The 22,333-nt window shown below is 67.2% G+C and carries 31 protein-coding genes and 1 pseudogene; 28 read left to right on the forward strand and 4 right to left on the reverse strand.

Annotated features, from left to right (window positions below; all coding sequences use genetic code 11):
• Nucleotides 1-330: 330 nt before the first annotated feature.
• The 8 genes and pseudogenes from ACNR9W_RS05220 (at nucleotide 331) to ACNR9W_RS05255 (ending at nucleotide 5,262) form a co-directional block, all read left to right on the forward strand.
• Nucleotides 331-861 carry a crossover junction endodeoxyribonuclease RuvC gene (locus ACNR9W_RS05220; RefSeq protein ID WP_419271551.1) on the forward strand — a complete coding sequence of 177 codons (531 nt, stop codon included), beginning with the start codon at nucleotides 331-333 and terminating at the stop codon, nucleotides 859-861.
• Nucleotides 858-1,055: a hypothetical protein gene (locus tag ACNR9W_RS05225; protein ID WP_154491262.1), complete on the forward strand. Its 198-nt coding sequence runs from the start codon at nucleotides 858-860 to the stop codon at nucleotides 1,053-1,055. Before ACNR9W_RS05220 ends, ACNR9W_RS05225 begins: the two co-directional genes overlap by 4 nt.
• Entirely contained in the window at nucleotides 1,048-1,434 is a 387-nt protein-coding gene (locus ACNR9W_RS05230) for a DUF6362 family protein (RefSeq protein WP_126156057.1), read from the forward strand. The genes ACNR9W_RS05225 and ACNR9W_RS05230 overlap by 8 nt, the downstream gene beginning before the upstream one ends.
• A 370-nt stretch (nucleotides 1,435-1,804) precedes the next feature.
• A complete protein-coding gene (locus tag ACNR9W_RS05235; RefSeq protein ID WP_419271550.1) occupies nucleotides 1,805-3,031 on the forward strand; it encodes a DNA modification methylase in 1,227 nt (408 codons plus the stop codon).
• 3 nt (nucleotides 3,032-3,034) lie between these two features.
• A pseudogene (locus ACNR9W_RS05240) lies at nucleotides 3,035-3,544 on the forward strand (DNA cytosine methyltransferase); the annotation flags it as partial.
• Nucleotides 3,545-3,746: 202 nt separating this feature from the next.
• On the forward strand, nucleotides 3,747-4,229 hold the full coding sequence (locus tag ACNR9W_RS05245; RefSeq protein WP_419271708.1) for a hypothetical protein: 483 nt from the start codon (nucleotides 3,747-3,749) through the stop codon (nucleotides 4,227-4,229).
• Nucleotides 4,226-4,453: a DUF7220 family protein gene (locus ACNR9W_RS05250; RefSeq protein ID WP_127657428.1), complete on the forward strand. Its 228-nt coding sequence runs from the start codon at nucleotides 4,226-4,228 to the stop codon at nucleotides 4,451-4,453. The genes ACNR9W_RS05245 and ACNR9W_RS05250 overlap by 4 nt, the downstream gene beginning before the upstream one ends.
• Before the next feature lie 122 nt (nucleotides 4,454-4,575).
• Nucleotides 4,576-5,262: a DarT ssDNA thymidine ADP-ribosyltransferase family protein gene (locus tag ACNR9W_RS05255; protein ID WP_419271705.1), complete on the forward strand. Its 687-nt coding sequence runs from the start codon at nucleotides 4,576-4,578 to the stop codon at nucleotides 5,260-5,262.
• 46 nt (nucleotides 5,263-5,308) lie between these two features.
• Here ACNR9W_RS05255 and ACNR9W_RS05260 read toward each other — a convergent pair whose 3' ends face one another.
• The 3 genes from ACNR9W_RS05260 to ACNR9W_RS05270 form a co-directional block, all read right to left on the reverse strand.
• On the reverse strand, nucleotides 5,309-5,821 hold the full coding sequence (locus tag ACNR9W_RS05260) for a DUF3489 domain-containing protein (RefSeq protein ID WP_419271706.1): 513 nt from the start codon (nucleotides 5,819-5,821) through the stop codon (nucleotides 5,309-5,311).
• Between the two features lie 93 nt (nucleotides 5,822-5,914).
• A complete protein-coding gene (locus ACNR9W_RS05265) occupies nucleotides 5,915-6,166 on the reverse strand; it encodes a hypothetical protein (RefSeq protein WP_458478472.1) in 252 nt (83 codons plus the stop codon).
• An 8-nt stretch (nucleotides 6,167-6,174) separates the two neighbouring features.
• On the reverse strand, nucleotides 6,175-6,357 hold the full coding sequence (locus tag ACNR9W_RS05270; RefSeq protein WP_263740058.1) for a hypothetical protein: 183 nt from the start codon (nucleotides 6,355-6,357) through the stop codon (nucleotides 6,175-6,177).
• 115 nt (nucleotides 6,358-6,472) lie between these two features.
• Between ACNR9W_RS05270 and ACNR9W_RS05275 the strand changes: the two genes are divergently transcribed.
• The 8 genes from ACNR9W_RS05275 to ACNR9W_RS05310 all read left to right on the forward strand — a co-directional run bounded on the left by ACNR9W_RS05275 (nucleotide 6,473) and on the right by ACNR9W_RS05310 (nucleotide 14,016).
• The gene (locus ACNR9W_RS05275) at nucleotides 6,473-7,069 is read left to right on the forward strand and encodes a terminase small subunit, Nu1 (protein ID WP_419271374.1); all 597 of its coding nucleotides are present in this window, start codon (nucleotides 6,473-6,475) and stop codon (nucleotides 7,067-7,069) included.
• Nucleotides 7,002-8,897 (forward strand): phage terminase large subunit family protein, encoded by a 1,896-nt coding sequence (locus tag ACNR9W_RS05280; RefSeq protein WP_419271373.1) that lies wholly within the window; start codon nucleotides 7,002-7,004, stop codon nucleotides 8,895-8,897. The genes ACNR9W_RS05275 and ACNR9W_RS05280 overlap by 68 nt, the downstream gene beginning before the upstream one ends.
• A 2-nt stretch (nucleotides 8,898-8,899) precedes the next feature.
• The gene (locus ACNR9W_RS05285) at nucleotides 8,900-9,109 is read left to right on the forward strand and encodes a phage head-tail joining protein (protein WP_028030714.1); all 210 of its coding nucleotides are present in this window, start codon (nucleotides 8,900-8,902) and stop codon (nucleotides 9,107-9,109) included.
• Entirely contained in the window at nucleotides 9,109-10,629 is a 1,521-nt protein-coding gene (locus ACNR9W_RS05290) for a phage portal protein (RefSeq protein WP_419271372.1), read from the forward strand. The genes ACNR9W_RS05285 and ACNR9W_RS05290 overlap by 1 nt, the downstream gene beginning before the upstream one ends.
• A 3-nt stretch (nucleotides 10,630-10,632) precedes the next feature.
• Nucleotides 10,633-12,669: a prohead protease/major capsid protein fusion protein gene (locus ACNR9W_RS05295; protein WP_458478653.1), complete on the forward strand. Its 2,037-nt coding sequence runs from the start codon at nucleotides 10,633-10,635 to the stop codon at nucleotides 12,667-12,669.
• Between the two features lie 74 nt (nucleotides 12,670-12,743).
• The gene (locus ACNR9W_RS05300) at nucleotides 12,744-13,079 is read left to right on the forward strand and encodes a DUF2190 family protein (RefSeq protein ID WP_263740052.1); all 336 of its coding nucleotides are present in this window, start codon (nucleotides 12,744-12,746) and stop codon (nucleotides 13,077-13,079) included.
• Nucleotides 13,079-13,390 carry a head-tail joining protein gene (locus ACNR9W_RS05305; protein WP_263740051.1) on the forward strand — a complete coding sequence of 104 codons (312 nt, stop codon included), beginning with the start codon at nucleotides 13,079-13,081 and terminating at the stop codon, nucleotides 13,388-13,390. The genes ACNR9W_RS05300 and ACNR9W_RS05305 overlap by 1 nt, the downstream gene beginning before the upstream one ends.
• Nucleotides 13,387-14,016 carry a DUF6441 family protein gene (locus ACNR9W_RS05310; RefSeq protein ID WP_419271370.1) on the forward strand — a complete coding sequence of 210 codons (630 nt, stop codon included), beginning with the start codon at nucleotides 13,387-13,389 and terminating at the stop codon, nucleotides 14,014-14,016. Before ACNR9W_RS05305 ends, ACNR9W_RS05310 begins: the two co-directional genes overlap by 4 nt.
• Here ACNR9W_RS05310 and ACNR9W_RS05315 read toward each other — a convergent pair.
• Nucleotides 14,013-14,423 carry a hypothetical protein gene (locus ACNR9W_RS05315; RefSeq protein WP_263740049.1) on the reverse strand — a complete coding sequence of 137 codons (411 nt, stop codon included), beginning with the start codon at nucleotides 14,421-14,423 and terminating at the stop codon, nucleotides 14,013-14,015. The two genes, ACNR9W_RS05310 and ACNR9W_RS05315, sit on opposite strands and share 4 nt — an antisense overlap.
• Nucleotides 14,424-14,579: 156 nt before the next feature.
• Here ACNR9W_RS05315 and ACNR9W_RS05320 point away from each other — a divergent pair, with 156 nt between their 5' ends.
• From ACNR9W_RS05320 to ACNR9W_RS05375, 12 genes are all read left to right on the forward strand, one after another.
• Nucleotides 14,580-14,999: an acyl-CoA transferase gene (locus ACNR9W_RS05320; protein WP_263740048.1), complete on the forward strand. Its 420-nt coding sequence runs from the start codon at nucleotides 14,580-14,582 to the stop codon at nucleotides 14,997-14,999.
• A gap of 25 nt (nucleotides 15,000-15,024) precedes the next feature.
• Nucleotides 15,025-15,963: a phage tail tube protein gene (locus tag ACNR9W_RS05325; RefSeq protein WP_419271369.1), complete on the forward strand. Its 939-nt coding sequence runs from the start codon at nucleotides 15,025-15,027 to the stop codon at nucleotides 15,961-15,963.
• A complete protein-coding gene (locus ACNR9W_RS05330) occupies nucleotides 15,963-16,400 on the forward strand; it encodes a hypothetical protein (protein ID WP_419271368.1) in 438 nt (145 codons plus the stop codon). The genes ACNR9W_RS05325 and ACNR9W_RS05330 overlap by 1 nt, the downstream gene beginning before the upstream one ends.
• Nucleotides 16,401-16,468: 68 nt before the next feature.
• Complete coding sequence (locus ACNR9W_RS05335) at nucleotides 16,469-16,627, forward strand: DUF7697 family protein (RefSeq protein ID WP_263740045.1); 159 nt, start codon at nucleotides 16,469-16,471, stop codon at nucleotides 16,625-16,627.
• Nucleotides 16,620-19,055, forward strand: coding sequence for a phage tail tape measure C-terminal domain-containing protein (locus ACNR9W_RS05340; RefSeq protein ID WP_419271367.1), 2,436 nt, complete (start codon nucleotides 16,620-16,622; stop codon nucleotides 19,053-19,055). The genes ACNR9W_RS05335 and ACNR9W_RS05340 overlap by 8 nt, the downstream gene beginning before the upstream one ends.
• A 3-nt stretch (nucleotides 19,056-19,058) precedes the next feature.
• Nucleotides 19,059-19,685 (forward strand): phage distal tail protein, Rcc01695 family, encoded by a 627-nt coding sequence (locus tag ACNR9W_RS05345; RefSeq protein ID WP_419271366.1) that lies wholly within the window; start codon nucleotides 19,059-19,061, stop codon nucleotides 19,683-19,685.
• Nucleotides 19,682-20,032: a hypothetical protein gene (locus ACNR9W_RS05350; protein WP_128513659.1), complete on the forward strand. Its 351-nt coding sequence runs from the start codon at nucleotides 19,682-19,684 to the stop codon at nucleotides 20,030-20,032. Before ACNR9W_RS05345 ends, ACNR9W_RS05350 begins: the two co-directional genes overlap by 4 nt.
• Complete coding sequence (locus tag ACNR9W_RS05355) at nucleotides 20,025-20,156, forward strand: hypothetical protein (protein ID WP_263740042.1); 132 nt, start codon at nucleotides 20,025-20,027, stop codon at nucleotides 20,154-20,156. The genes ACNR9W_RS05350 and ACNR9W_RS05355 overlap by 8 nt, the downstream gene beginning before the upstream one ends.
• 5 nt (nucleotides 20,157-20,161) lie before the next feature.
• Entirely contained in the window at nucleotides 20,162-20,806 is a 645-nt protein-coding gene (locus ACNR9W_RS05360) for a lysozyme (RefSeq protein WP_419271365.1), read from the forward strand.
• A complete protein-coding gene (locus tag ACNR9W_RS05365) occupies nucleotides 20,803-21,012 on the forward strand; it encodes a hypothetical protein (RefSeq protein ID WP_119896236.1) in 210 nt (69 codons plus the stop codon). The genes ACNR9W_RS05360 and ACNR9W_RS05365 overlap by 4 nt, the downstream gene beginning before the upstream one ends.
• On the forward strand, nucleotides 21,009-21,893 hold the full coding sequence (locus tag ACNR9W_RS05370; protein ID WP_419271364.1) for a DUF2163 domain-containing protein: 885 nt from the start codon (nucleotides 21,009-21,011) through the stop codon (nucleotides 21,891-21,893). Before ACNR9W_RS05365 ends, ACNR9W_RS05370 begins: the two co-directional genes overlap by 4 nt.
• On the forward strand, nucleotides 21,890-22,324 hold the full coding sequence (locus tag ACNR9W_RS05375) for an NlpC/P60 family protein (RefSeq protein WP_419271363.1): 435 nt from the start codon (nucleotides 21,890-21,892) through the stop codon (nucleotides 22,322-22,324). The genes ACNR9W_RS05370 and ACNR9W_RS05375 overlap by 4 nt, the downstream gene beginning before the upstream one ends.
• The last annotated feature ends 9 nt before the right edge of the window (nucleotides 22,325-22,333 follow it).

Here is a 22,333-nt window from a genome sequence, read left to right on the forward strand (position 1 = left end):
AAACGAATGGGAAAAACCGAATCCTTCAAATCCTTCAATCTTTCAAGAGGACCCCTTTCCCCTATACGCGTGCACGCGCATTCTCAAAGAGAGAGACAGGTACCTATTGAAATATTGAATAACTGAAAGATTATATATTACACATACAGGACAACCACTTAGGGGCAGAAATCCTTCAAGACGCCCCTCTGAAGGTTCTGAAGGATTTGCCGGGCGGCCCAGCTGCCCAGCCCATGAACTGACCAGACCACCCTTCGGGGCCTGGCGAGACCGCAGCCTTCACCGGCCAGCCCGCTCGCCTCGCTCACAAACGCGAAGAGGAGGTCTCTCATGACCCAATCCAACGAAAACCCGCGCGTGACGCAGACTTACGCGGCCCCACAGGGACCACGGTTCTGCGCCACCCTCGCGCTCGATCTCGGCACCACCACCGGCTGGGCGCTGCGCAGCCACGACGGGCTGATCACCAGCGGCACCGCCAGCTTCCGGCCCGGGCGCTATGACGGCGGTGGCATGCGCTATCTGCGTTTCACCAACTGGCTGACCGAACTGGACCACCTGTCGGGGCCCGTCGCGGCCATCTGGTTCGAGGAGGTCCGTCGCCACGCCGGAACCGATGCGGCCCATGTCTATGGCGGGCTGATGGCCTCGCTCACCAGCTGGGGCGAGTTGCGGGGCGTCCCTTACGAGGGCGTGCCGGTGGGCACGATCAAGCGCCACGCTACCGGCAAGGGCAATGCGCCCAAGCAGGCCATGATCGATGCGGCCCGCGCGAAAGGCTTCGGCCCCGAAGACGACAACGAGGCCGATGCCATCGCCATCCTGCTCTGGGCACTCGACGCCCGGGGAGGTGCGGCATGAGGTTCCACCCCAAGGGTTATGGCGGCCAGCGCCGGTCGCCTGATGAGGTGAAGCGCGACGGTTGGCGCGAACAGGGCCTGCTGGCCGTTAGCGTGGACGATCAGCGCCTGACCTGGCCCGAGCGCGAGCTCGTCGAGCAGCTGGGCACGCGGCTCTATGGTCCGCGCCCGGTCGAGGATCTGCGCCATGGCTGAGCACATCTGGACCGCCGAGGACGTCGCCGATCACTTCGAGGAGGCGTTCCGCACCCTGCGTAAGCTGCCGCCCGTGAAGGTGCAGGGCTACTTCAACGCCTGGCCGCAGGTCATCCGCACCGAGCGCGAGATCCTCGCCATGGAGCCCGAACCGATGCGTGTCTGGCCGTCGGCCGCAGCGATCTCGCGGCTCGAGCAGACCTTCGACTGGGTGCTCTGGCTCGGCGAGAGTGAACGCCGCCTGATCTGGTGGCGTGCCGCCCGGCGGCCGTGGAAGCAGATCACCCATGAGCTGGGCGTCGACCGCAGCACCGCATGGCGCCAGCACAAGCTCGCGCTCACCAAGATCGCCGCGCGGCTGAATGCTGCGCGTGCATGAAGTGTTGCAACACTTTGATCTTCGACAGCTGCAACATATCCGTGCTATCTGAAGGATATGATGGGGAGAGTGCGTCGGAAGACGGCTCTCCCCGTTTCCGTTCGCGCGGACCCGCGACAGCAGGGCCGCAGCGGAGCGCATCTCCCTGAAATCGGCGGGTCCTTCCCGGCGTCCATCCTATGCGGGCGGGCGAAGCGCGAGGGTTTCCCAGTGACGCCCCTGAAAACACCCGTTTCGTTTCGCTTGGGCCTACGCGGCAACGTGCGAAAGGCCTGACGGCCCGAGACCCCTTGCCTGAACCGAAACGGCCCTGCGGGGGCATTTCGGTTCACGCCCCCATTTCGCCGCCCGGCACCCCAAGGACATTCCCATGGACGTCGTCGACCTGCCGCTCGAGCAGATCATTCCCTATGCGCGCAATCCCCGGCGCAACGAGCAGGCAATCGCCACGGTCGCAGCCTCGATCCAGGAGTTTGGCTGGCGTCAGCCCATCGTCGTGGACGAGGCAATGGTCGTGCTGGCCGGGCACACCCGGCTGGAGGCTGCGCGCAAGCTCGGCTTCAAGACCGCGCCGGTGCATGTCGCCAAGGGGCTGACCGCGTCCCAGGCCCGCGCGTTCCGGATCATGGACAACCGTTCAGGCGAGAATGCCAAATGGGACAAGGACCTCTTGAACCTCGAACTGGCTGACCTGCTGGAGGCGGATTTTGACCTCGGCCTGACCGGCTTCACCGAGGACGAGGTGAACGCGCTGATGTCGAGCTTCGATGCGGGCACCGGTCCGCAGGAGGGCGAAGACGAGATCCCGGAAACCCCGGAGGAGCCGATCAGCCGTACCGGCGATCTCTGGCTTCTGGGGCACCACCGGCTTCTCTGTGGAGACAGCACGGTCGCCACCGATGTCGAGCGGCTGCTCGGCCCGGTGAAGCCGCTGCTGATGGTCACCGATCCGCCCTACGGCGTGGAATACGACCCGGGCTGGCGCAACCAGGCGGGGGCGGCCAAGACCAAGCGCACCGGCAAGGTGCTGAACGATGATCGGGCCGATTGGCGCGAGGCCTGGGCGCTGTTCCCGGGCGATGTCGCCTATGTCTGGCACGGCGCGCTGCACGCGGCGACCGTCGCGGAAAGCCTCGAGGTCGCGGGCTTCACGATACGGTCCCAGATCATCTGGGCCAAGGAGCGGCTCGTTCTGAGCCGGGGCGACTATCACTGGCAGCACGAGCCCGCCTGGTATGCCGTGCGCAAGTCCGGCAAGGGCCATTGGGCGGGCGACCGCAAGCAGACGACGCTCTGGCACATCTCGGGCAAGGATCAGGACGAAAAGACCGTCCACGGCACCCAGAAGCCCGTGGAATGCATGCGCCGGCCGATCCTCAACAATTCGAGCCCGGGTCAGGCGATCTACGAACCCTTCATGGGATCGGGCACCACGCTGATCGCGGCCGAGACCACGGGCCGCGTTTGCCACGGCATCGAGCTGAACCCGGCCTATGTCGATGTGGCCGTCCAGCGTTGGCAAAAATTCACCGGGAAGCAGGCCGTCCTCGACGGGGATGGAACGCCCTACGACGACCTCAAGACCAAAGACCGCTGAGGAATGGAGGACCTGGCTTTATCTTCCGCAGGCCTGCCTGACGGAACACGCGACGCATGCCTTTTCGGCCTATCGCTCTGCTCCGGTGCCGGTGGCATCGATCTCGGGCTCACCATCGCCTTGCCCCGATATCGAACTGTGGGCCATGTCGAACGGGAAACCTTTGCCGCAGCCACTCTCGTGGCGCGGATGGAAGACGCGGCCCTGGATCACGCGCCTGTCTGGGACGACGTTGCCACCTTCGACGGCCGCCCGTGGCGCGGCGCGGTGGACGTCGTCACTGCGGGCTATCCGTGCCAGCCGTTCTCGGTCGCGGGCAAGCGACGGGGCGCGGACGACCCGCGCCACCTCTGGCCGCATGTCGCCCGCATCATCGGCGAGGTCGAGCCGCCCTTCGTCTTCCTCGAGAATGTCGCCCATCATCTCCGCCTCGGCTTCCCCGAAGTCGCCGCAGGACTGGTCAGCATGGGCTACAAGCTTGCGGCAGGCCTCTTCACGGCGGCGGAAGTCGGCGCGCCCCACAAGCGCGAGCGGCTCTTCATTCTCGCCATCCGAGAGGGCGACGAGCTGGCCGACCCCGCGCGCCTGCTCTGGCACCCGGTCGAGTGGCGGGAACCGGACGGAACTGCTGCGGCTCTGGCCAACACCCCGCGCCAGCGCCAACGAGAACCGGCAGACGAAACCGACGCCCTCGCAGGCAGCGGGCCAGCACGGCATGAACCTCGCGACGACGGCCGCGATGTGGCCGACGCCGCAGACGGACAGCTTTCGCAGCCGGGGCGGCGAACGGCGCGACGAGAAGGGTCTGGACCGGATGGCGCGGGACTGGCCGACGCCGATGGCGAACGACGGCTGCAAACCGAGCGGGGGCAAGCGCAAGACAGCCGATCTGACCCATGCGGCGGGCATGTGGATGACGCCGACGGCGCGCGATCACAAGGACGGCGCGACGACGCTGGCGAATGCGCCGGTGAACGGCCTGCTTGGCCGCCAGGTCCTGGCGACGCCGATGGCTGGGCGCGATACCTCCGAGCCGCGCCGGACCTTGAACCCGCTGTTCGTCGAGGCGCTGATGGGCTGGCCCACCGGGTGGACCGCCTTCGCCTCTGTGGCAACGGCGTGGTCCCCTTGGTTGCGGCGCATGCGCTTCGAACTCTGGCAGCTGAACTGCTGGCCGATGGATGAGGCAGCGGCATGAAACAGTCGCGCCTCATGTCGCTGGTGGAGTCCGTCGCCAACGTGATCGTGGGCTACGGCATTGCGGTCGTCACACAGATCCTGATCTTCCCGATCTTCGGGCTGCACACGACGCTGGCGCAGAACCTGAAGATGGGCGCCATATTCACGGTGGTGTCGATCGCCCGTTCCTTCGCCCTTCGGCGGCTGTTCGAGGCGATCCGGATACGGACCATACCTGAATAGATCGCGTTGAAATAGCGGCGGCTGCATCAACTTCGGAATATCTGAACCGCCAGAATGCAAAGCGGCTTCCCGCCCGGCATCGCATTTCGTATGCAACTACTGCAGGGGCGGTAGGGCGAGCAATGGCACGAAAAAAGACCTATGGCGAAAAGATCGCGGATCACATCGCCGCGGTAGTGCAGGCCCGAAATATCGAGCATATCTTGCACTTCACGCTGCTAGAAAATCTGCCGGGCATTCTGAGGAATGGGCTCCTCAGCCGAGCAATCCTTCAAGACGCGGATTACGACGTATTTGCCAGTGACGTAGATAGATTGGATGGAGAGGATGGCGCAATATCCATGTCCATCTCCTGTTTCTATCCAAAGATGTTCGAGGCGAAACGATATCGATCTGGCAACGCGCCGTGGGTTATCCTTGCGTTCGACCCCAGCTTATTGTGGACCCATCACTGTCTGTTCTACCGGAATGGCGCATCAACGAATGCAACCAAATACGAGCACGGCAAGAGGTACGGCGGGTTTGCGCTGGAACGCCTTTTTGACGATTGCTCAATGATGATGGATCCGCGCGGGACCGGGTTTCGAGAGGCGCATGGCTTGCCAACGGGTTGGCCAACTTTTCCAGACGCCGAAGTGCAGGTCATGAACCCTGTCCACCCGGATTATCTCTTGGGTGCATGGGTCGAGACGCCTGAAATCGGCGACCACGTCCGGAAGGCTTTCGACGCATCCGGGCGTGATCAATGTGATGTAGTTGTCCAGCCCTTCGTTCCAAGGATCTGCTCAAAGCCCTATTGGTGGGGCTGAGCCGCACGTAGTCGCGGTTCAGCAGTAAGAATCCGCTTCTTGGTTTCTAGGCCGACGGCAGGCTGTACACTCTCCCACGCCCCTCGATCTTCTCTGAGGACACCTCGAGCCCGAGCCTCTTTTTCAGCGCGCCTGCCATCGCTCCGCGCACAGTGTGCGACTGCCAGCCCGTCGCGGCCATGATCTCCTCGATGGTCGCGCCGTTCGGCATGCGCAGCATGGCGATCAGGGTCGCCTGCTTGGTGCCCTCGCGAGGCGTGCGCGTCTTGGGTGAGGGTTCGGGGGCGGCGGAGGTGTCCGGTTCGATGCCAATGGCCGCGAGCCCTGCGTCGGTGGCAACCAGCGTGACGCCGTGCCCGTCGCCGGTCTCGCGCCACATGGGTTCGCCCTTGCGCATGTCGGCGTCGACCTCTTCGAGGAAGCCTGCGGTGAGCATCGCGCCGACAACCTTGGCGGCGGCGCCGCCGCGCAGGCTCTCGGGTAGCGGCAGGGCGATGTGCTCGGGCCGCTGTGCGGCGGCGCTGAGGATGATGGCTTGGGTATCGGAAAGCTGGGTCATGGGGTCGTCTCCGTATTCGGGTCGCGGCCGTCGCGATCCTTCTGCGACTCCAAGCCGCGCACCCGCGCGGCAAAGGTCCGGAGATGCCGGAGGTCAGTCTGCGAATTCGCCTTCGCCGAATGCGCTGTCGGTGATGCGCTTCAACAGGCTCGCGTAGTGTTCGAGGGTGCCGACGTGGCCCCAGTTGATCTCGTCGGGCTGGGCGTCGAAGTGGTCATCGCTCAGCCTCTGCAGGCGGGCGAGCATTGCGTCGATCTCGGCCTTCTTGCCGATGAAGGCCGCCAGTGCGTCTTCTTGGTTCCTGCGGGCCTTTTCGGCGTGGAGTTGGTGGCGGTCGATCATCATCTTGCCCCTCAGTTCTTCTGCTCGATCATCGCGAGGATCGCGCAGGCCATGCCGCCCAGAAACTCGCCGCGCCGGAAGACGATCTCGTCGATCTCGGTCGCGCGGGTGATGGCGGGATCGACCTGAAGTTCGGCGGCCATGTGCGGAAGCAGGCGGGCGGCTTCAAGGTTGTAGCGTTCGGCGAGGGTCATGGCAGGCTCCGTGGTGTGCATCGTTTTCGTAGGATCAGCTTCGCTCTGCCGGGGCCCATCATCCAGTATAATCGCAGCAATTACATGGCTTTAATCGGAGCGCGCGAATCATCTAATGTCATCAGCCACGCAACCCATCGGCGTGATCGCGCGGCTCCTCGATCTCTCGGAGCGGCGGGTTCAGCAGCTGAGCCGCGAAGGCGTGATCCCGAAGGCCGAGCGCGGCCAGTACGACCTAATCGGATCGGTGCGCGGCTATGTCCGCTACCTGCGCGATCAGGCCACGAAGGCGCAGGCCGGTGCGCCGGATTACGCGGCCGAGCGGGCGCGCTTCATTCGGGCGCGGGCTGATCTCGCCGAGATGGAGGCCGAGGAAAAGCGTGGCGCGCTGATTGCGGCCGAAGAGATCGAGGCCGCCTGGATCGCCGTTCTGGCGCTTCTGCGCACCCGCTTGCTCACGCTGCCGGACCGGCTGGCGCCGCAGGTTTTTGAACAATCAACCGTCGGAGACACCCGGAACCTGATCCGAATGACCATCCGCGAGGTGCTCGATGATCTCGCGCAGCCAAATGTCCAACTCGAAGCCAGCGCTGACATTGACGGGCTCGCCGATCCTGAAGCGGACGGTGGAGACGGCGCTGAAGGTGCTGCGCCCACCTCCGGAACTGACAATCAGCGATTGGGCGGACCAGAACCGACGGCTGAGCTCTGAGGCCAGCGCCGAACCCGGGCAATGGCGCACGAGCCGGGCCGAATATCAGCGCGGGATCATGGAGGCGATCTCGGACGCCTCGACCGAGACGGTGGTCATCATGTCCTCCGCCCAGGTCGGCAAGACCGAGGTGCTGAACAACGCCTGCGGCTATCACATCGATCAGGATCCCGCGCCGATCATGGTGGTGATGCCGACCGAGCGCGACGCGGAAACCTGGTCGAAGGACCGCTTCTCGCCGATGGCCCGCGACACGCCCTGCCTGCAGGGCAAGATCGCCGATCCGCGCTCGCGCGACGGCAACAACAAGATCCTGCACAAGCGGTTTCCGGGCGGACATCTGACCATCGTGGGTGCGAACGCACCCTCAGGTCTGGCCAGCCGCCCGATCCGCCTGCTGCTTTGCGACGAGGTGGACCGCTACCCGTTCAGCGCGGGTGCCGAGGGTGATCCTGTCAACCTCGCACGGAAACGCACGGTGACCTTCTGGAACCGCAAGATTGTGCTGGTGTCGACGCCCACGAACAAGGGCACCAGCCGGATCGAGGCGGCCTTCGAGGAAAGCGATCAGCGCCGGTTCTGGGTGCCATGCCCGGACTGCGGGGCAGAACAGGTGCTGACCTGGACACAGGTGCGCTGGAGAAAGGGGCCCGAGGGCGACCACCGGCCCGAAACCGCGCGCTACCACTGTGCCGATTGCGATGCGGCGTGGCGGGACGAGACCCGCTGGGCGGCCGTCTTAAAAGGACATTGGGTGGCGGAGCAGCCCTTCGCGGGCGTGGCGGGCTTCCACTTGAACGAGATCTACTCGCCATGGGTCAGACTGGAGGCGATGGTGCGGGCCTTTCTCTCGGCCCGCTCTGGCGGGGACGAGACGATGAAGACCTTCGTCAACACCTCGCTGGGCGAGACATGGGTCGAGACCGGGGAAGCCCCAGACTGGCAGCGGCTTTACGACCGGCGCGAGGCGTGGAAACCGGGCACCGTGCCAGCGGGCGGGTTGTTCTTGACCGCTGGGGCCGACGTCCAGAAGGACCGGATCGAGGTCGATGTCTGGGCCTGGGGTCGCGGTCTTGAGTCGTGGCTCGTCGATCACGTCGTGATCGAGGGCGGGCCAGACCGGCATGATGCGTGGTCGGAACTAACCGCGCTGCTCGACCGAAGCTGGCCGCACGAGCGCGGCGCGCATCTTCGAATCGCGCGGCTCGCCATCGACACCGGCTACGAGGCCCCAGCGGTCTATTCCTGGTCCCGGACGCAAGGCGCTGCGCAGGTGTCGCCGGTCAAGGGCGTCGAGGGGTTCAACCGCTCGAGCCCGGTTTCGGGCCCGACCTATGTCGATGCGACCGAGGGCGGCAAACGTCTGCGGCGCGGCGCCCGGCTCTGGACCGTGGCGGTGTCGACCTTCAAGGCTGAGACATATCGCTACCTGCGGCTGGAGAGACCGACGACCGAGGAACGGGCCGAGGGTGCGGCCTTCCCGCCCGGCACCATCCACCTGCCGACATGGATCGAAAGCGAGTGGCTGAAGCAGGTCGTGGCCGAACAGCTGGTAACGGTCCGCACCAAGCGCGGCTTCGCCAAACTGGAATGGCAGAAGCTGCGCGAACGCAACGAGGCGCTGGACTGCCGGGTCTATGCCCGCGCCGCCGCCTGGATCGCGGGCGCGGACCGCTGGCCTGAGGAGAAATGGCGCGACCTCGAGGATCAGCTCGGGGCCGCGCCTTACGGTGACACCGATCCGGCCGGGCAAATTCACCGGCCGGGACAGGCCCCACACGGCAAGCGCCGCTCCGACTGGCTCGGGCGGCGAGAGGGATGGTTCTAGACATGACGGACTGGACGGAAACCGAGCTCTCGGCGCTGCGCCGGGCCTATGCCAGCGGCACGACCCGGGTCAGCTATGACGGCAAATCGGTGGATTACGGCTCGGCCGAAGACCTGCTGGCCCGCATCCGCACCATCGAACGCGCCATCGCGGGCACCACACGGCCGTTGCCGGTGGCCGGGCTTGCTGGCTTCTCGCGCGGGGATCGCTGATGTCGGCCAACTGGTTCGACAGGGCCATTGCCTCCGTCGCCCCTCGGGCCGCCGCCAGGCGCGTGCTGGCCCGTCAGGCCTTCGAGACCCTGACGCGCGGCTATGACGGGGCCGCCAAAGGCCGACGGACCGACGGTTGGCGCGCACCGGGATCCTCGGCTGACACAGAGATCGGCGTGGCCGGGGCGCTCTTGCGCGACCGGATGCGCGATCTGGTGCGCAACAACCCGCATGCGGCCAAGGCCGTGGCGGTGCTGGTCAACAACATCATCGGCGCGGGGATCATGCCGCGCGCCGCGAGCGGTAACGAGGCGTTGGACCGCAAGGTGGACGCACTCTTCGAGCGCTGGACCGCGGACTGCGACGCCGATGGTCAGCTCGACTTCTACGGGCTGCAGACGCTGATCTGCCGCGAGATGGTCGAGGCGGGCGAGGTGCTTGTGCGTCGCCGTCTGCGGCGATCCTCGGACGGACTGCCGGTGCCGCTGCAATTGCAGGTGCTGGAGGCAGACTTCCTCGACGCCACGAAATCCGGCGCCATCGGCGCGGGCCGCCTCGTCCAGGGGATCGAATTCGACCCGGTCGGCAAGCGTCGGGCCTACTGGCTGCACGCTGAGCACCCGGGCGACACTTACGGGGCCCTGCAGAACGGGTTGCAGAGCCGCCCGGTCCCGGCGAGCGAGATCGCCCATGTCTACGAGAAGCAGCGCACGCAGGCGCGTGGCGTTCCCTGGGGTGTGCCGGTGATCCGGTCACTGCGCGATCTCGACGATTACGAGGTTGCCGAACTCGTCCGCAAGAAGACCGAGGCCTGCGTCACCGCCATCGTCTTCGGCGACGACGAGGCGCAGCAGGGCCTCGCGCCCGCCGTGGTCGATGCCGACGGCAACCGCGTCGAGCAGTTCGAACCGGGGCTGATCGCCTATGCGCGAGGCGGCAAGGACATCCGCTTCAACCAACCCTCTGCCACGGGCGGCTATGGCGAATACAAGCGGGCGAGCCTGCACACGATCTCGGCCGGGTTCCGGGTGCCTTACGAACTGCTGACTGGGGACCTGTCCCAGGTCAACTATTCCTCGATCCGGGCGGGACTCGTGGAGTTCCGCCGCCAGATCGACGCCGTGCAATGGCAGCTCTTCATTCCGATGTTCTGCGCGCCGGTCTGGCGCTGGTTCACGGAAGCCGCATGGGCGGCGGGCCAGATCCCCACGCCGGACGTGCCGGTCGAATGGCAGCCGCCGAAGTTCGAGGCCGTCGATCCGCAGAAGGACGCGATGGCGGACCTGCTGGCCATCCGGTCGGGCACCATGACGCTGGCGCAGGCCATCGCCCGGCAGGGCCGCAACCCTGACGCCGTGCTGGCCGAGATCGCCGCGACCAACGCGAAGCTCGACGAGCTCGGCCTCGTGCTCGACAGCGATCCGCGCCGTGTCACCAAGACCGGAAGCGCGCAGGCGGGCGACCCGACAACCCCCGCCGATCCGGAAACCGCACCGGCGCAGGCCGACCAACAGGATTGACCCATGGACACGATGATCGAACTGCCGGCCCTCCGCCGGTCGGCGGAGCTTGCGCCGAACAGCGTCGACAATGACGCGCGCACCGTCGAGGTGATCTGGTCGGCGGGCGCTCGCGTTCGTCGCGCCAGTTTCTTCGGCGAGCCCTATGACGAGGAACTGAGCCTAGATCCCGCCCATGTCAGGCTCGACCGGCTGAACGCAGGCGCGCCTTTCCTGAAGGTCCATGAGATCGACACGCTCGACGCCGTCATCGGCTCGGTCGTGCCCGGCTCGGCGCGGATCGAGAACGGCCGGGGCATCGCGCAGGTGCGGATCAGCGAACGCGCCGACGTCGAGCCGATCTGGCGCGACATCCAGGCCGGGCACATCCGGGCGGTCTCCATCGGCTACCAGGTCCACCGCTTCGACATCTCGAAACCCGATGGCGGGCGCGAGCTATGGCGGGCGGTCGACTGGACGCCGTTCGAGATCTCGGCCGTGCCGGTCGGCGCCGACCCCGCCGCGGGCTTTCGCGCCAAGGGCGAACATCACGACTGCGTCCTCCATCGCCGGGACGCCGAAACCAGCGAAGGAGCACCCCCGATGACCGACAAGACGACCCCGGCCGCCCCGGCCGACGACACAACCGATACGGCAGCGACCGAGGAGATCACCATGCCCGACGACAAGACCGGCGCGACTGAGGCGCAGACGCGCGCGGCTGAGATGCGCAGCCAGCCCAAGGCCCCCAAGCCCGAAGCCCCCGACACCGAGGCCATCGCGACCCGCGCCCGCGCGGCCGAGCGCGACCGCGTCTCGACCATCTATGATCTCGCGGGGCGGCTGAACCTCGAGCGCAGCTTCGCCGAGGATCTGGTCAAGCGCGGCGTCAGCGTGGACGAGTCCCGCCGCCTGATCCTCGACCAGGTCGCGGCAAAGTCGGACGAGACCCGGACCTTCCCGCATGTCTCGGTCCCCCTTGGCGGCCGGGATGAACGCATCACCCGCCGCGATGCCGTGGCGAACGCGCTGCTTCACCGCTACAGCCCGACGCTGTTCCCGCTGGAGGATGCCGCGCGCCAATATCGCGGCATGACGCTGCTGGAATTGGCCCGTGAAAGTCTCGGCAATGCCGGGGTGAACACGCGCGGTCTCTCGCGTGATGAGGTGGCGACGCGGGCACTGCACTCGACCTCGGACTTCCCCGAGATCCTCTCAGCCGTCACCAACAAGACCCTGCGTCAGGCCTATGACGCCTATCCGCGCACCTTCTCGCTTTTCTGCCGCCAGGTGCTGGCGACCGACTTCAAGGCGATGCACCGGGTCCAGCTTGGCGAAGCGCCGCAGCTTCTGGAAGTGGGCGAGAGCGGCGAGTTCAAGCGCGGCACGCTGGGCGAGAGCAAGGAGAGCTACAAGGTCAAGACCTATGGCCGCGTGGTTGCGATCACCCGCCAGGTGCTGATCAACGACGATCTGGATGCCTTCACCCGGATCCCGGCGATGTACGGCAACTCCATCGCCCAGCTGGAAAGCGATGTGGTCTGGGGCATCATCACCGCGAACCCGGCGATGGCCGACGGCACGGCGCTGTTCCACGCCAACCACAAGAACCTCGCGGGCACCGGCGCGGCGCTGGCCGTCGATGCGGTGGGGGCGGCCCGTGCGGCGATGGCGCTGCAGACGGGCCTCGACAAGAAGACGGTGCTGAACATCCGCCCCGCCTTCCTCATCGTGCCCGCCGCGCTGGAGCTGAAGGCCGAACAGCTGGTCGCGCAGAACCTCGTGCCCGCTGCGACCTCCAGCGTGGTGCCGCAATCGATCCGCACGCTCTCGCCGATCAGCGAGCCGCGCCTCGATGCCGCCAGCGCCACCGCCTGGTATCTGGCCGCCAGCCCGAACCAGATCGACACCATCGAATACGCCTATCTCGAGGGTCAGCAGGGTGCCTACATCGAGACGCGCAACGGCTTCGACGTCGACGGCGTCGAGATCAAGTGCCGCCTCGACTTCGGCGCCAAGGCCATCGACTGGCGCGGCCTCTACAAGAACCCGGGCGCGTGACGCCCGCTTCCTGAACCCTGACACGCGGGCGGTCCAGATGGGCCGCCCTTCGTATCTCCACGAGGATCCTCCCCATGAAAAACTTCGTCCAGCCCGGCAACACCATCACCCTGACCGCGCCCTATGCCGTCGCCTCCGGCGATGGCCTGCTCGTCGGCTCCATCTTCGGCGTGGCGGCAGGTACGGCCGCCCTCGGCGAGAGCGTCGAGACCGCGCTCACCGGCATCTTCGACATCACCAAGATCGGCTCGCAGGCCTGGACCGCGGGTGCCAGGATCTACTGGGACGATACCAACAAGCGCACCACTAACGTGGCCACCTCAAACACGCTGATCGGCGTCGCCACCGAGGCGGTCGCGGGCGGCGCCGGTGACACCCTCGGCCGGGTGCGGTTGAACGGCGCGTTCTGATGAGCGCTTTCGCTGCCGCCGTCAGCGCGCTCTTCGCCGATCCGAATATCGGCAGGGATGCGGTCTACACGCCCGAGGGCGGCGCGCCCGTTCTGGTGCGCGTCGTCGCCCGGCGCGCGGACGCGGTTACGGATTTCGGCGATGCAAGGATCTGGTCCGAGACCACGCGCGTGGATCTGCAGGTGGCCGAGATACCGGAACCGCGTCCCGGCGACCGGATCGAGATCGAAGGCGACGCCTTCCTCATTCAAGGCGAGCTAGTACGCGACCGTGAACGGCTGGTCTGGACCGTCGATCTGAGGCCCACATGAAACTGAAGCTCGACATCGATCCCGACATTGTCGCGATGATGGCCGCCGAAGTCGCGGCGGGCGAACGCGCCGTGACGGCCGCCATGCGCGAGGCCGGAACCGGGCTGAAGGCCGCGTGGCGCTTGCAGGTCACCGGCGCAGGGCTTGGCACACGCCTCGCCAACACGATCCGGAGCCAGACCTTTCCAAAGTCGGGCGAAAGCCTGGACGCCGCCGCGCTGGTCTGGTCCCAGGCTCCGGTTATCGTTGGCGCGCACGACACTGGCCCGCTGATCCGCTCGAAAGACGGGTTTTGGCTTGCCATCCCGCTGCCCGCCGCAGGCAAGTCCCTGCGCGGCGGCCGGATCACTCCCGGCGAGTGGGAACGGCGACGCGGGTTGCGCCTGCGCTTCGTCTATCGCCGCACCGGCCCGAGCCTGCTTGTGGCGGAGGGACGGCTGAACAGGAAGGGACAGGCGGTGGTGTCGCGCTCCAGAACCGGGCGCGGCAAGGTCAGCGCGCCGATCTTCCTGCTGGTGCCGCAGGTGAAGCTGCCGAAACGGCTGGATCTGGCGCGGGATGCAGACCGGGCGTTGGACAGCGTGCCGGGGTTGATTGTGGCGAATTGGGTAGATCAGCGATTCTAACACAACCCCTGCATCACAGATTCGCATTCCGCCCGAATGTTTTTTGCGCCAGCAACTGACGACCAATCAGCCCAGCTAATGTGAGCCAAACCGGATGACTGCCTCTTCTTCTCGTAGAGTCCCTGAGCGACAAGCTTGGGCAGCATGACCGCGTCGTAGAGAGTATAATTGCGGTCCCATCGTATAGCCGCGAACCACTGCGCCTTGTCGAGATTGTGCTGCTTCAGCGAAACGCGGGGATAAGGGCCATCTGTGCCGAGGATCCGCGATTTGACCTCAATGAGACCAAATTGCGGAGAGCGAACATCTGATCCGCGGTTGTTGCCACCAATAACCTCGCCGCCCGTTGCGATCGCGACCAGGATTTCAGCTAGGATTTCGTGGCTGATCTTGTCATAGCGGGCCATGCATTTTGCTGTCTGAAGAATGTTCCAGATCTCTCGCGCGTCTTCTGCCGCATGGTTTTGTTTTTCTGACAAAAGATGATCTCCAATACTCTCGGTTGAAACTGCTGAATAGGCGGAGCGCGAAGAGCTCGCAACGCATCTCCAAGGGTTTTCCGCATGCCCACCCCCCGCGAAACCGTCCTCGCCGCGCTGCACGCGCGGCTCTCGGCGTTGTCCGCCACCACCCTGCGCGGCGAGGTGCTGCCCGAGCGCGTGCCAGCCGGAGGGCTGCTGATCCTGCGCGATGGCGAACCGGGGGAGCCGGAGGTGACCCTCTCGCCGCTGGCCTACCACTACCAGCACAGGGCCGAAATCGAGGCGGTCGTGCAGGGCACCTCGCGTGACGCCGCCTTCGACACGCTGACCGCCAGCATCGGCGCGGCGCTCTCCGCCGACCGCACGCTCGGTGGGCTCTGCGACTGGGTCGAGGCGGAAGCGCCGCGGCCAGTCGATCTGCCGGTCGAGGGCGCGGCGAGCCTGAAGGCCGCCGTGATCCCGATCGTGCTGCACTATTCCACGGCCGACCCACTCGGCTGATCCAACCGACAAAAGGAGTTGAGACATGGCACGAGCCCAGGGGGCGCGGGCGCTGATGGCGCTTGCGTTCGAGACGACCTATGGCACGCCGCCAGCAGGCGGCTTCACGAAGATGCCCTTCGCCAGCACCACGCTCGGCGCGGAGCAGCCGCTCTTGAACTCCGAGCTTCTCGGCTACGGCCGCGATCCGCTGGCACCGATCAAGGATGCGGTAACGGCCGACGGCGATGTCGTCGTGCCGCTGGACGCGGAGGCGTTCGGGTTCTGGCTGAAGGCGGCCTTCGGCGGGCCGACCACCACGGGCACCGGCCCCTGGACGCATGAGTTCCAGTCCGGCGCCTGGACGCTGCCGAGCCTCTCCATTGAGACCGGCATGCCCGAGGTCCCGCGCTACGCCATGTATTCCGGCTGTGTCCTCGACCAGATCACCTGGCAGATGCAACGCTCGGGGCTGCTGACCGCGACCGCGCGTCTGGTGGCCCAGGGCGAGACTGTCGGCACGACCACCAGTGCCGGGACGCCCACCGCGCTGGAGCTGAAGCGCTTCGGGCATTTCAACGGGGCGATCACGCGCAATGGCACGGCGCTCGGCAACGTCGTCTCGGCCGAGATCACCTACGCCAACAATCTCGACCGGATCGAGACCATCCGGAACGACGGCCGCATCGACGGCGCGGACCCGTCCATCGCCGCGCTCACCGGCCGGATCGAGGTGCGGTTCGCCGATCAGACGCTGGTGACGCAGGCGATCAACGGCGATCCCTGCGAGCTCGAGTTCGCCTACGTCCTGCCTTCAGGCGAGAGCTTCACCTTCACGGTGCACGCCGTCTACCTGCCGCGCCCGCGCATCGATATCTCCGGACCACAGGGTGTGCAGGCCACCTTCGACTGGCAGGCCGCCCGCGACAGCGTGGTCGGCCGGATGTGCACGGCAACCCTCGTGAACGATGTGGAGACCTATTGATGCTGACGCTCGACCTGACCAACGCCCCGCGCTGGCATGACCTCGCGCCCGGCGTGCGGGTGCAACTGCGCCCGTTGACCACCGCGCTGATGGTGGCGACGCGCAGCGATCCGGCCGTCGAGGCGGTGCCCGAGGAGGTTTCCGACGAGGAACGGGCCGTCGCCTTCGCCAAGGCGCTGGCCCGACGCGCGGTGCTCGCCTGGGAGGGTATCGGCGATGCGGACGGCAAGCCGATCGATCCCAGCCCCGAGGCCATCGACGCGCTCCTCGACATCTGGCCGATCTTCGAAGCGTTCCAGCTGACCTACGTTTCGAAGGGGCTGCTGCTGGAACAGGAAAAAAACATCTCCGCGCTCTCGCCGATTGGTCCTTCGGTGGGGGCGAGCGATACTGCGACGCCTGCGCGCAAGCCTGCGAAGACTGTCCGGCGCGGCTGAACCGACCGCTTACCCATGAAGGCTGGCAGGTCTGGGACCTCGTCGGCCGCCTCGGGGGCCAGCTGCGGGTGCTGCCCGGCGCCGTCGTCGGCTGGGACCTGACCGCCGCGCTGGCCCTTGGCGAGGCTCTCGGCGTACCGCCAGCCGCCGCGGCCGAACTGCTGCCCATCATAGAAGCGGTGATGGTGGCCAAACTCAACGAACAGATGGAACGCCCCAATGGCTGAGAAACGCGTCAGCGTCCGCCTCGCGGCGGTCGGTGGTCGGCAGGTGCGCGCCGAACTGGAAGGCGTCGGTGAAGCCGGTGCCCGAGGTTTCGGTCGGCTGAGCCGCGAAATGGAAGCGGCGAACACACGGCTCGCGGCCTTCTCGCGCCGGGTGCGCGTGGCCGCCGCAGCCGCTGTGGTCGCTGCCGCTGCCGCTGGCGTTGCCATGGTCCGCTCCGGCCTGCAGACCGTCGATGCGCAGGCCAAGCTCGCGCAGTCGCTCGGCACCACCGTTGCTTCGATCCAGACGCTAGGGCGCGCGGGCGAGTTGGCGGGCGTTTCGATGTCCGGCATCGAGCAGGCCACCAAGGATCTGACGCGCCGTCTCAGCCAGGCGGCCGCCGGGACCGGTCCTGCTGCTGACGCGCTCGACCGGCTGGGCCTTTCCGCCTCTGACCTGATCGCGTTGCCGCTGGACCAGCGGGTGGGCGCGATCAATGCCGCCATCGAGAACTTCGTGCCCGCCGCCGAGCGTGCCGCTGTCGCGGGACAGCTGTTCGGTGAGGAAGGCTCTATTGCCATGTCGCGCATCGATACCGCGACTCTTCGCCAGGCGACCGAGGACGTGCTTGCCTTCGGGGTGGTGGTCTCCGAACAGGACGCCGACCAGATCGAGCGGACGAATGACGCGATCTCGCGCCTCGGCCTCATCTGGCGTGGTCTCTCGAACCAGCTGGCGGTCGCCGCGGCTCCCGCGCTGGAAGCCGTCGCCAACGCGATGGCCGCCATTGCCAGCCGCACCGGGCCGCTCGGCATCGCCATTCGCGGTCTTTTCGACAACATCGGCCGCCTGACCACCTATGCCGTGACCTTCGCGACCTTTCTCGCGGGCCGCTGGGTTGCCGGGCTGGCAGCTGCCGCGCTGTCGGTGCGCGGGTTTGCAACCGCGCTCGTCGTGCTGCGCGGGGCTCTGATCCGCACCGGCATCGGCGCGTTGATCGTCGGCGTAGGCGAGCTGATCTATCGGCTTTCCCAATTCGTCGCCCGGGTGGGTGGCGTCGGCGAAGCCTTCCGGCTGCTCTCCGATCTCGCCTTCGAGGTCTGGTCGCGCATCGGGCTCGCGCTCGATGCCGCGCTGGCCCGCATGGCCGCCGGATGGGAGGGGCTGAAGGCCGCAGCACTCTCGGCGCTCGACGGAACTGTCGCGGGCGTCGTGGGGTTCGGCGACCGCACCGTCGCGATCTTCCAGGGGGCCTATGACGGCGCGGTGGCGATCTGGGGCAGCCTGCCGGGTGCCATCGGCGATTTCGCCTACCAGGCCGCGAACGGGTTGATCGGCGGGGTCGAGGCGATGCTGAACGGCGTCGTCACCCGCATAAACAGCTTCATCGAGACGCTGAACGCCGCGCTGGCCCTGCTGCCGGAATGGGCGACCGGCGAAGGCGGCGTGCGGATCGGCACGCTCGACGCGGTGGATCTGAGCCGGATCGACAACCCGTTCGAAGGGGCCGCGACGGCGGCGGGAACGGCGGCTGCGGATGCGTTTTCGGCGGCGCTCGCCCGAACCTATATCGCACCGCCCGATCTCGGGCTCGGCGCCATGGCCGATGACGCGCGCGCCCGGGCCGATGCCTATCGTGAGGCCGCGGGCATGCTGACCGACGCGGCGACCCGGCCGCTTGCCGCCTGGCAGGCGCTGAAGGATGCCGTGACCGGGTCCGGCACGGAGGCCGAAACCGCGCTGACGGATGCCGCGACATCCGCCGATACACTCGCGGCCGGGCTCGACGGCACTGCATCCGCAGCCAGTGGCGCCGGTGGCGCTGCCCGCGATGCCGGAACCGCCGCTGGCGAAGGGGCGGAGCGTGCGCTGACCGGATGGCAGGCGGTGACGGCCGCGCTCTCGGACTATGCCAGCCGGGCCCGGGAGATCGGCGGCGATATTGGCCAGAGCCTCGTCAGCGCGTTTCAGTCGGCCGAGGACGCGGTGGGAGAGTTCGTGAAGACCGGCAAGCTGAACTTCCGCGATCTGGTGACCTCGCTCATCGCCGATCTGGCGAAGCTGGCGGCGCGCCGCTTCATCCTCGGCCCTATCGCCAACGCGCTCTCGGGCGCGCTCGGCGGCGCGGGCGGGATCTTCGCCAACATCCTGCACGCGGGCGGCATGGTCGGCTCGTTCGGCCCCTCGCGTATGGTCCCGGCCATGGCCTTCGCCGCCGCGCCCCGGATGCATTCGGGCGGGGCGGTGGGGCTTCGGCACGACGAGGTGCCCGCCATCCTGCAGCGCGGCGAGCGCGTGCTCTCCCGGCGCGAGGCGCAGGGCTACAGCACTGGCGGCGGGATCAATGTCACCATCATGGCCCGCGACGCCGAGAGCTTCCGGCAGTCCCGCACGCAGGTAGCGGCGGACATCGCCCGGGCGGTCTCGCTCGGGCGCCGGGGGATGTAAGCCATGGCGTTCCATGAGGTCCGGTTCCCGGACAACATCAGCCGAGGCGCGCGAGGCGGGCCGGAGCGACGCACGCTGATCGTCGAGCTCGCCTCTGGCGACGAGGAGCGCAACGCCAGCTGGGCCAACTCGCGCCGCCGCTATGATGTGGCCTACGGCATCCGCCGCGCGGACGATCTGGCGGCCGTGGTCGCCTTCTTCGAGGCGCGGAACGGGCGCCTCCATGGCTTCCGGTTCAAGGATTGGGGCGATCACAAATCTTGCCTGCCTTCGGGAGCACCGACGCCGACCAATCAGGTGATTGCCACCGGCGATGGCACGACAACCGCCTTCCAGCTCGTGAAGCGCTACGCCTCGGGCAGCCAGACATGGGTGCGGACCATCGCCAAGCCGGTCGCGGGCTCGGTCACCATCGCCTTGAATGGCGCGCCCCAGGCGTCCGGCTGGTCCGTCGATACCACGACCGGCGTCATCACCTTCACCACCCCGCCGGGCGCTGGCGTCGCGATCACCGCAGGCTTCGAGTTCGACGTGCCGGTCCGTTTCGACACCGACGCGCTCGACGTGACGCTCGACCTCGAGCGGCTGGGCTCGATCACCTCCATCCCGCTTCTGGAGATCCGACGATGAACGACGAAACCGGATTTCTGGCGGCGGCGCTGAAGGAACTACTCGCCTCCACGGCGGTAATCCTTGCCGCCTGGGGCGCGCTCGGGGGCGCGACCAATGCGCTGACCACGAAGATGCGGCTGCGCGACGCGCTGCGCCACATCCTGCTCGGCGGTCTGATCGCGGCCGGAATGGGGAGCCTGTCGATGGCGATCATCACCCGCTGGCTCAGCCTGCCGCCCGAGGCGATCCCGGCCGGGGGCGCGGCCGGATCGGCCGCCTATCTGGTCGGCGTCTTCGGACCTGCCTTCATCGAGGTGCTGCTCGCCCGCCTGCGCCATGCCGGGAAAGGCGATGGCGATGCATGACCTTCTCCGCCTCGCGCGCTCCCTGCGCTGCGACCCGGCCGATCCCGGCCAGGCCTTCCGCCACCGCCTGGGCATCGGCATCGCCGTCGCCGCGCTGATCCTGATCCTGTCGCTTCTGGGGTAACTTCCATGCAGATGACTGACCAGGGCCTACTGGCCCTCGTCCGGCACGAAGGGATCGTGCCCGGACCCTATCTCGATGTGAAACAGGTCTGGACGTTCGGCATCGGCCACACGGCCGCAGCCGGGGCACCCGACCCCGCCACGATGCCGCGCGGTATGCCCGCCGATCTCAATGCCGCGATCCGCGAGGCGTTCCGGGTCTTCCAGTCCGACCTCGCGCGTTACGAGGCTGACGTTTTGCGCGCCGTGAAGGTGCCGCTCGAGCGGCACGAATTCGATGCGCTGGTCTCCTTCCATTACAACACAGGCGGCATCGCCAAGGCGGCGCTCACCCGGCACCTGAACGCGGGCGACCGGGCTGCTGCGGCAGCAGCCTTCATGGGCTGGCTCAAGCCCGTTGCGATCCGCCCGCGCCGCGAGGCCGAGCGCGACCTCTTCGCCAAAGGCCACTATCCCGCTGGCAACATCCCCATCTGGTCGGTCGACCGCAACGGCCGAGTCGATTTGTCGCGACCGATCCGGCGCCTGACCGAGGACGAAGCGCTGGCGCTGCTGCGCCCCGCAAGCGCGCCGGTGCCGACGCAAACCATTGTCGCCCCGTCTTGGTGGCGGAGGCTGTTGGACCAATTCAAAGGAAAGGCAACATCATGAACTGGAACCTCGCGCGTGGGCTGATCTACCTTGCCTGTCTGGCAGCCTCCGGTCTGGCGATGGCCGGGTTAGCTGATTTCGATCTGGCGACCGGCACCTTCGACCTGAGGCCCTTCAACCTCTACGCCCTGACCGGCGCTGGCGGCGGTGTCGTCTCGTCCGCACTGGCCTCTCTGGCGTTGCTTCGCGGCTGGGGACGGAAGTGAAATCCCTCTCGCCCGCTCTGCAGGCCCATCTCGACGAGGGCACGACCACGCTCGCCTGGTGCTGGCGGATCACGCGGGCCGATGGTGTCACCTTCGGCTTCACCGACCATGACCGGACGCTCAGCTTCGACGGCACCGATTTCGAATCCGAGAGCGGCCTGACGGCGTCCGAGGTGCGCTCGGGCTCGGACCTGTCGGTCGATGCGCAGGACGCGGAAGGCGTGCTGACCTCGGACCGCATCACCGAGACCGACATCCTCGACGGCCGCTGGGACGATGCGGCGGTCGAGGTCTGGCGGGTGAACTGGGCCGACACCGCTCAGCGCGTTCTGATGCGGCGCGGGGCGATCGGCCAAATCCGGCGCGGGCGGCTGGCCTTCGTTGCGGAGGTCCGCTCGCTCGCCCATGTCCTCGGCCAGACTGTCGGGCGGACCTTCCAAGCGACCTGCGATGCCGCGCTCGGCGATGCGCGCTGCGGGGTCGATCTCGAGGATCCGGCCTTCAAGGGGATGGGCGCGGTGATCGACCTCCTGCGCGACCGCGCGTTCACTGCCTCCGGTCTAGGCGGCTTCGAGGTCGGCTGGTTCACCTTCGGCACTCTGGAATGGACCAGCGGCGCGAACGCTGGGCGGCGAACCGAGGTGCTGAACCATGATGTCATAGATGGCATCGCGGTGCTGGCGCTGCTGGAAGCGCCGGTGCGCGCGATCGCCGAAGGCGACGCTTTCACCATCCGTGCGGGCTGCGACAAGCGGATCGAGACCTGCGGGGCAAAGTTCGCTAACACAGCCGGCTTCCGGGGCTTTCCGCATATTCCCGGTCAGGATGCCGTTCTGCGCTATGCGACGAAAGACGGTGGCCACGACGGGGGCGTGCTGTGAAGCCCGCCGATCCCGACAAGGTCATCGCGGCTGCGCGGCCGTGGCTCGGCACGCCATATCACGACCAGGCCAGCCTTCGGGGCGTCGGCTGCGACTGCCTCGGTCTCGCCCGGGGTGTCTGGCGCGAGGTCGTCGGTCCCGAGCCGTTTCCGATCCCGCCCTACAGCCGGGACTGGGGCGAGACCGGCCCGCGCGAGGTGCTGGCCGAGGGCGCGCGGCGCATGATGCCGGAGATCGTCCCGGCCGATGCCGGTCCCGGTGCGCTGGTTCTCTTTCGGATGATGCCCCGCGCCATCGCCAAGCATGTCGGGATCCTGACTGGCCTCGACACTTTCCTCCATGCCTACGAGCGGCTCGGCGTGATCGAGGAGCCGCTCACCCAACCCTGGCGGCGGCGGATCGCCTTCGCCTTTCTGTTTCCGCAACGCTGAGACCCCGAA

Origin of the sequence: Paracoccus sp. T5 (assembly GCF_048538155.2) — a bacterium.
Lineage (GTDB): Bacteria > Pseudomonadota > Alphaproteobacteria > Rhodobacterales > Rhodobacteraceae > Paracoccus.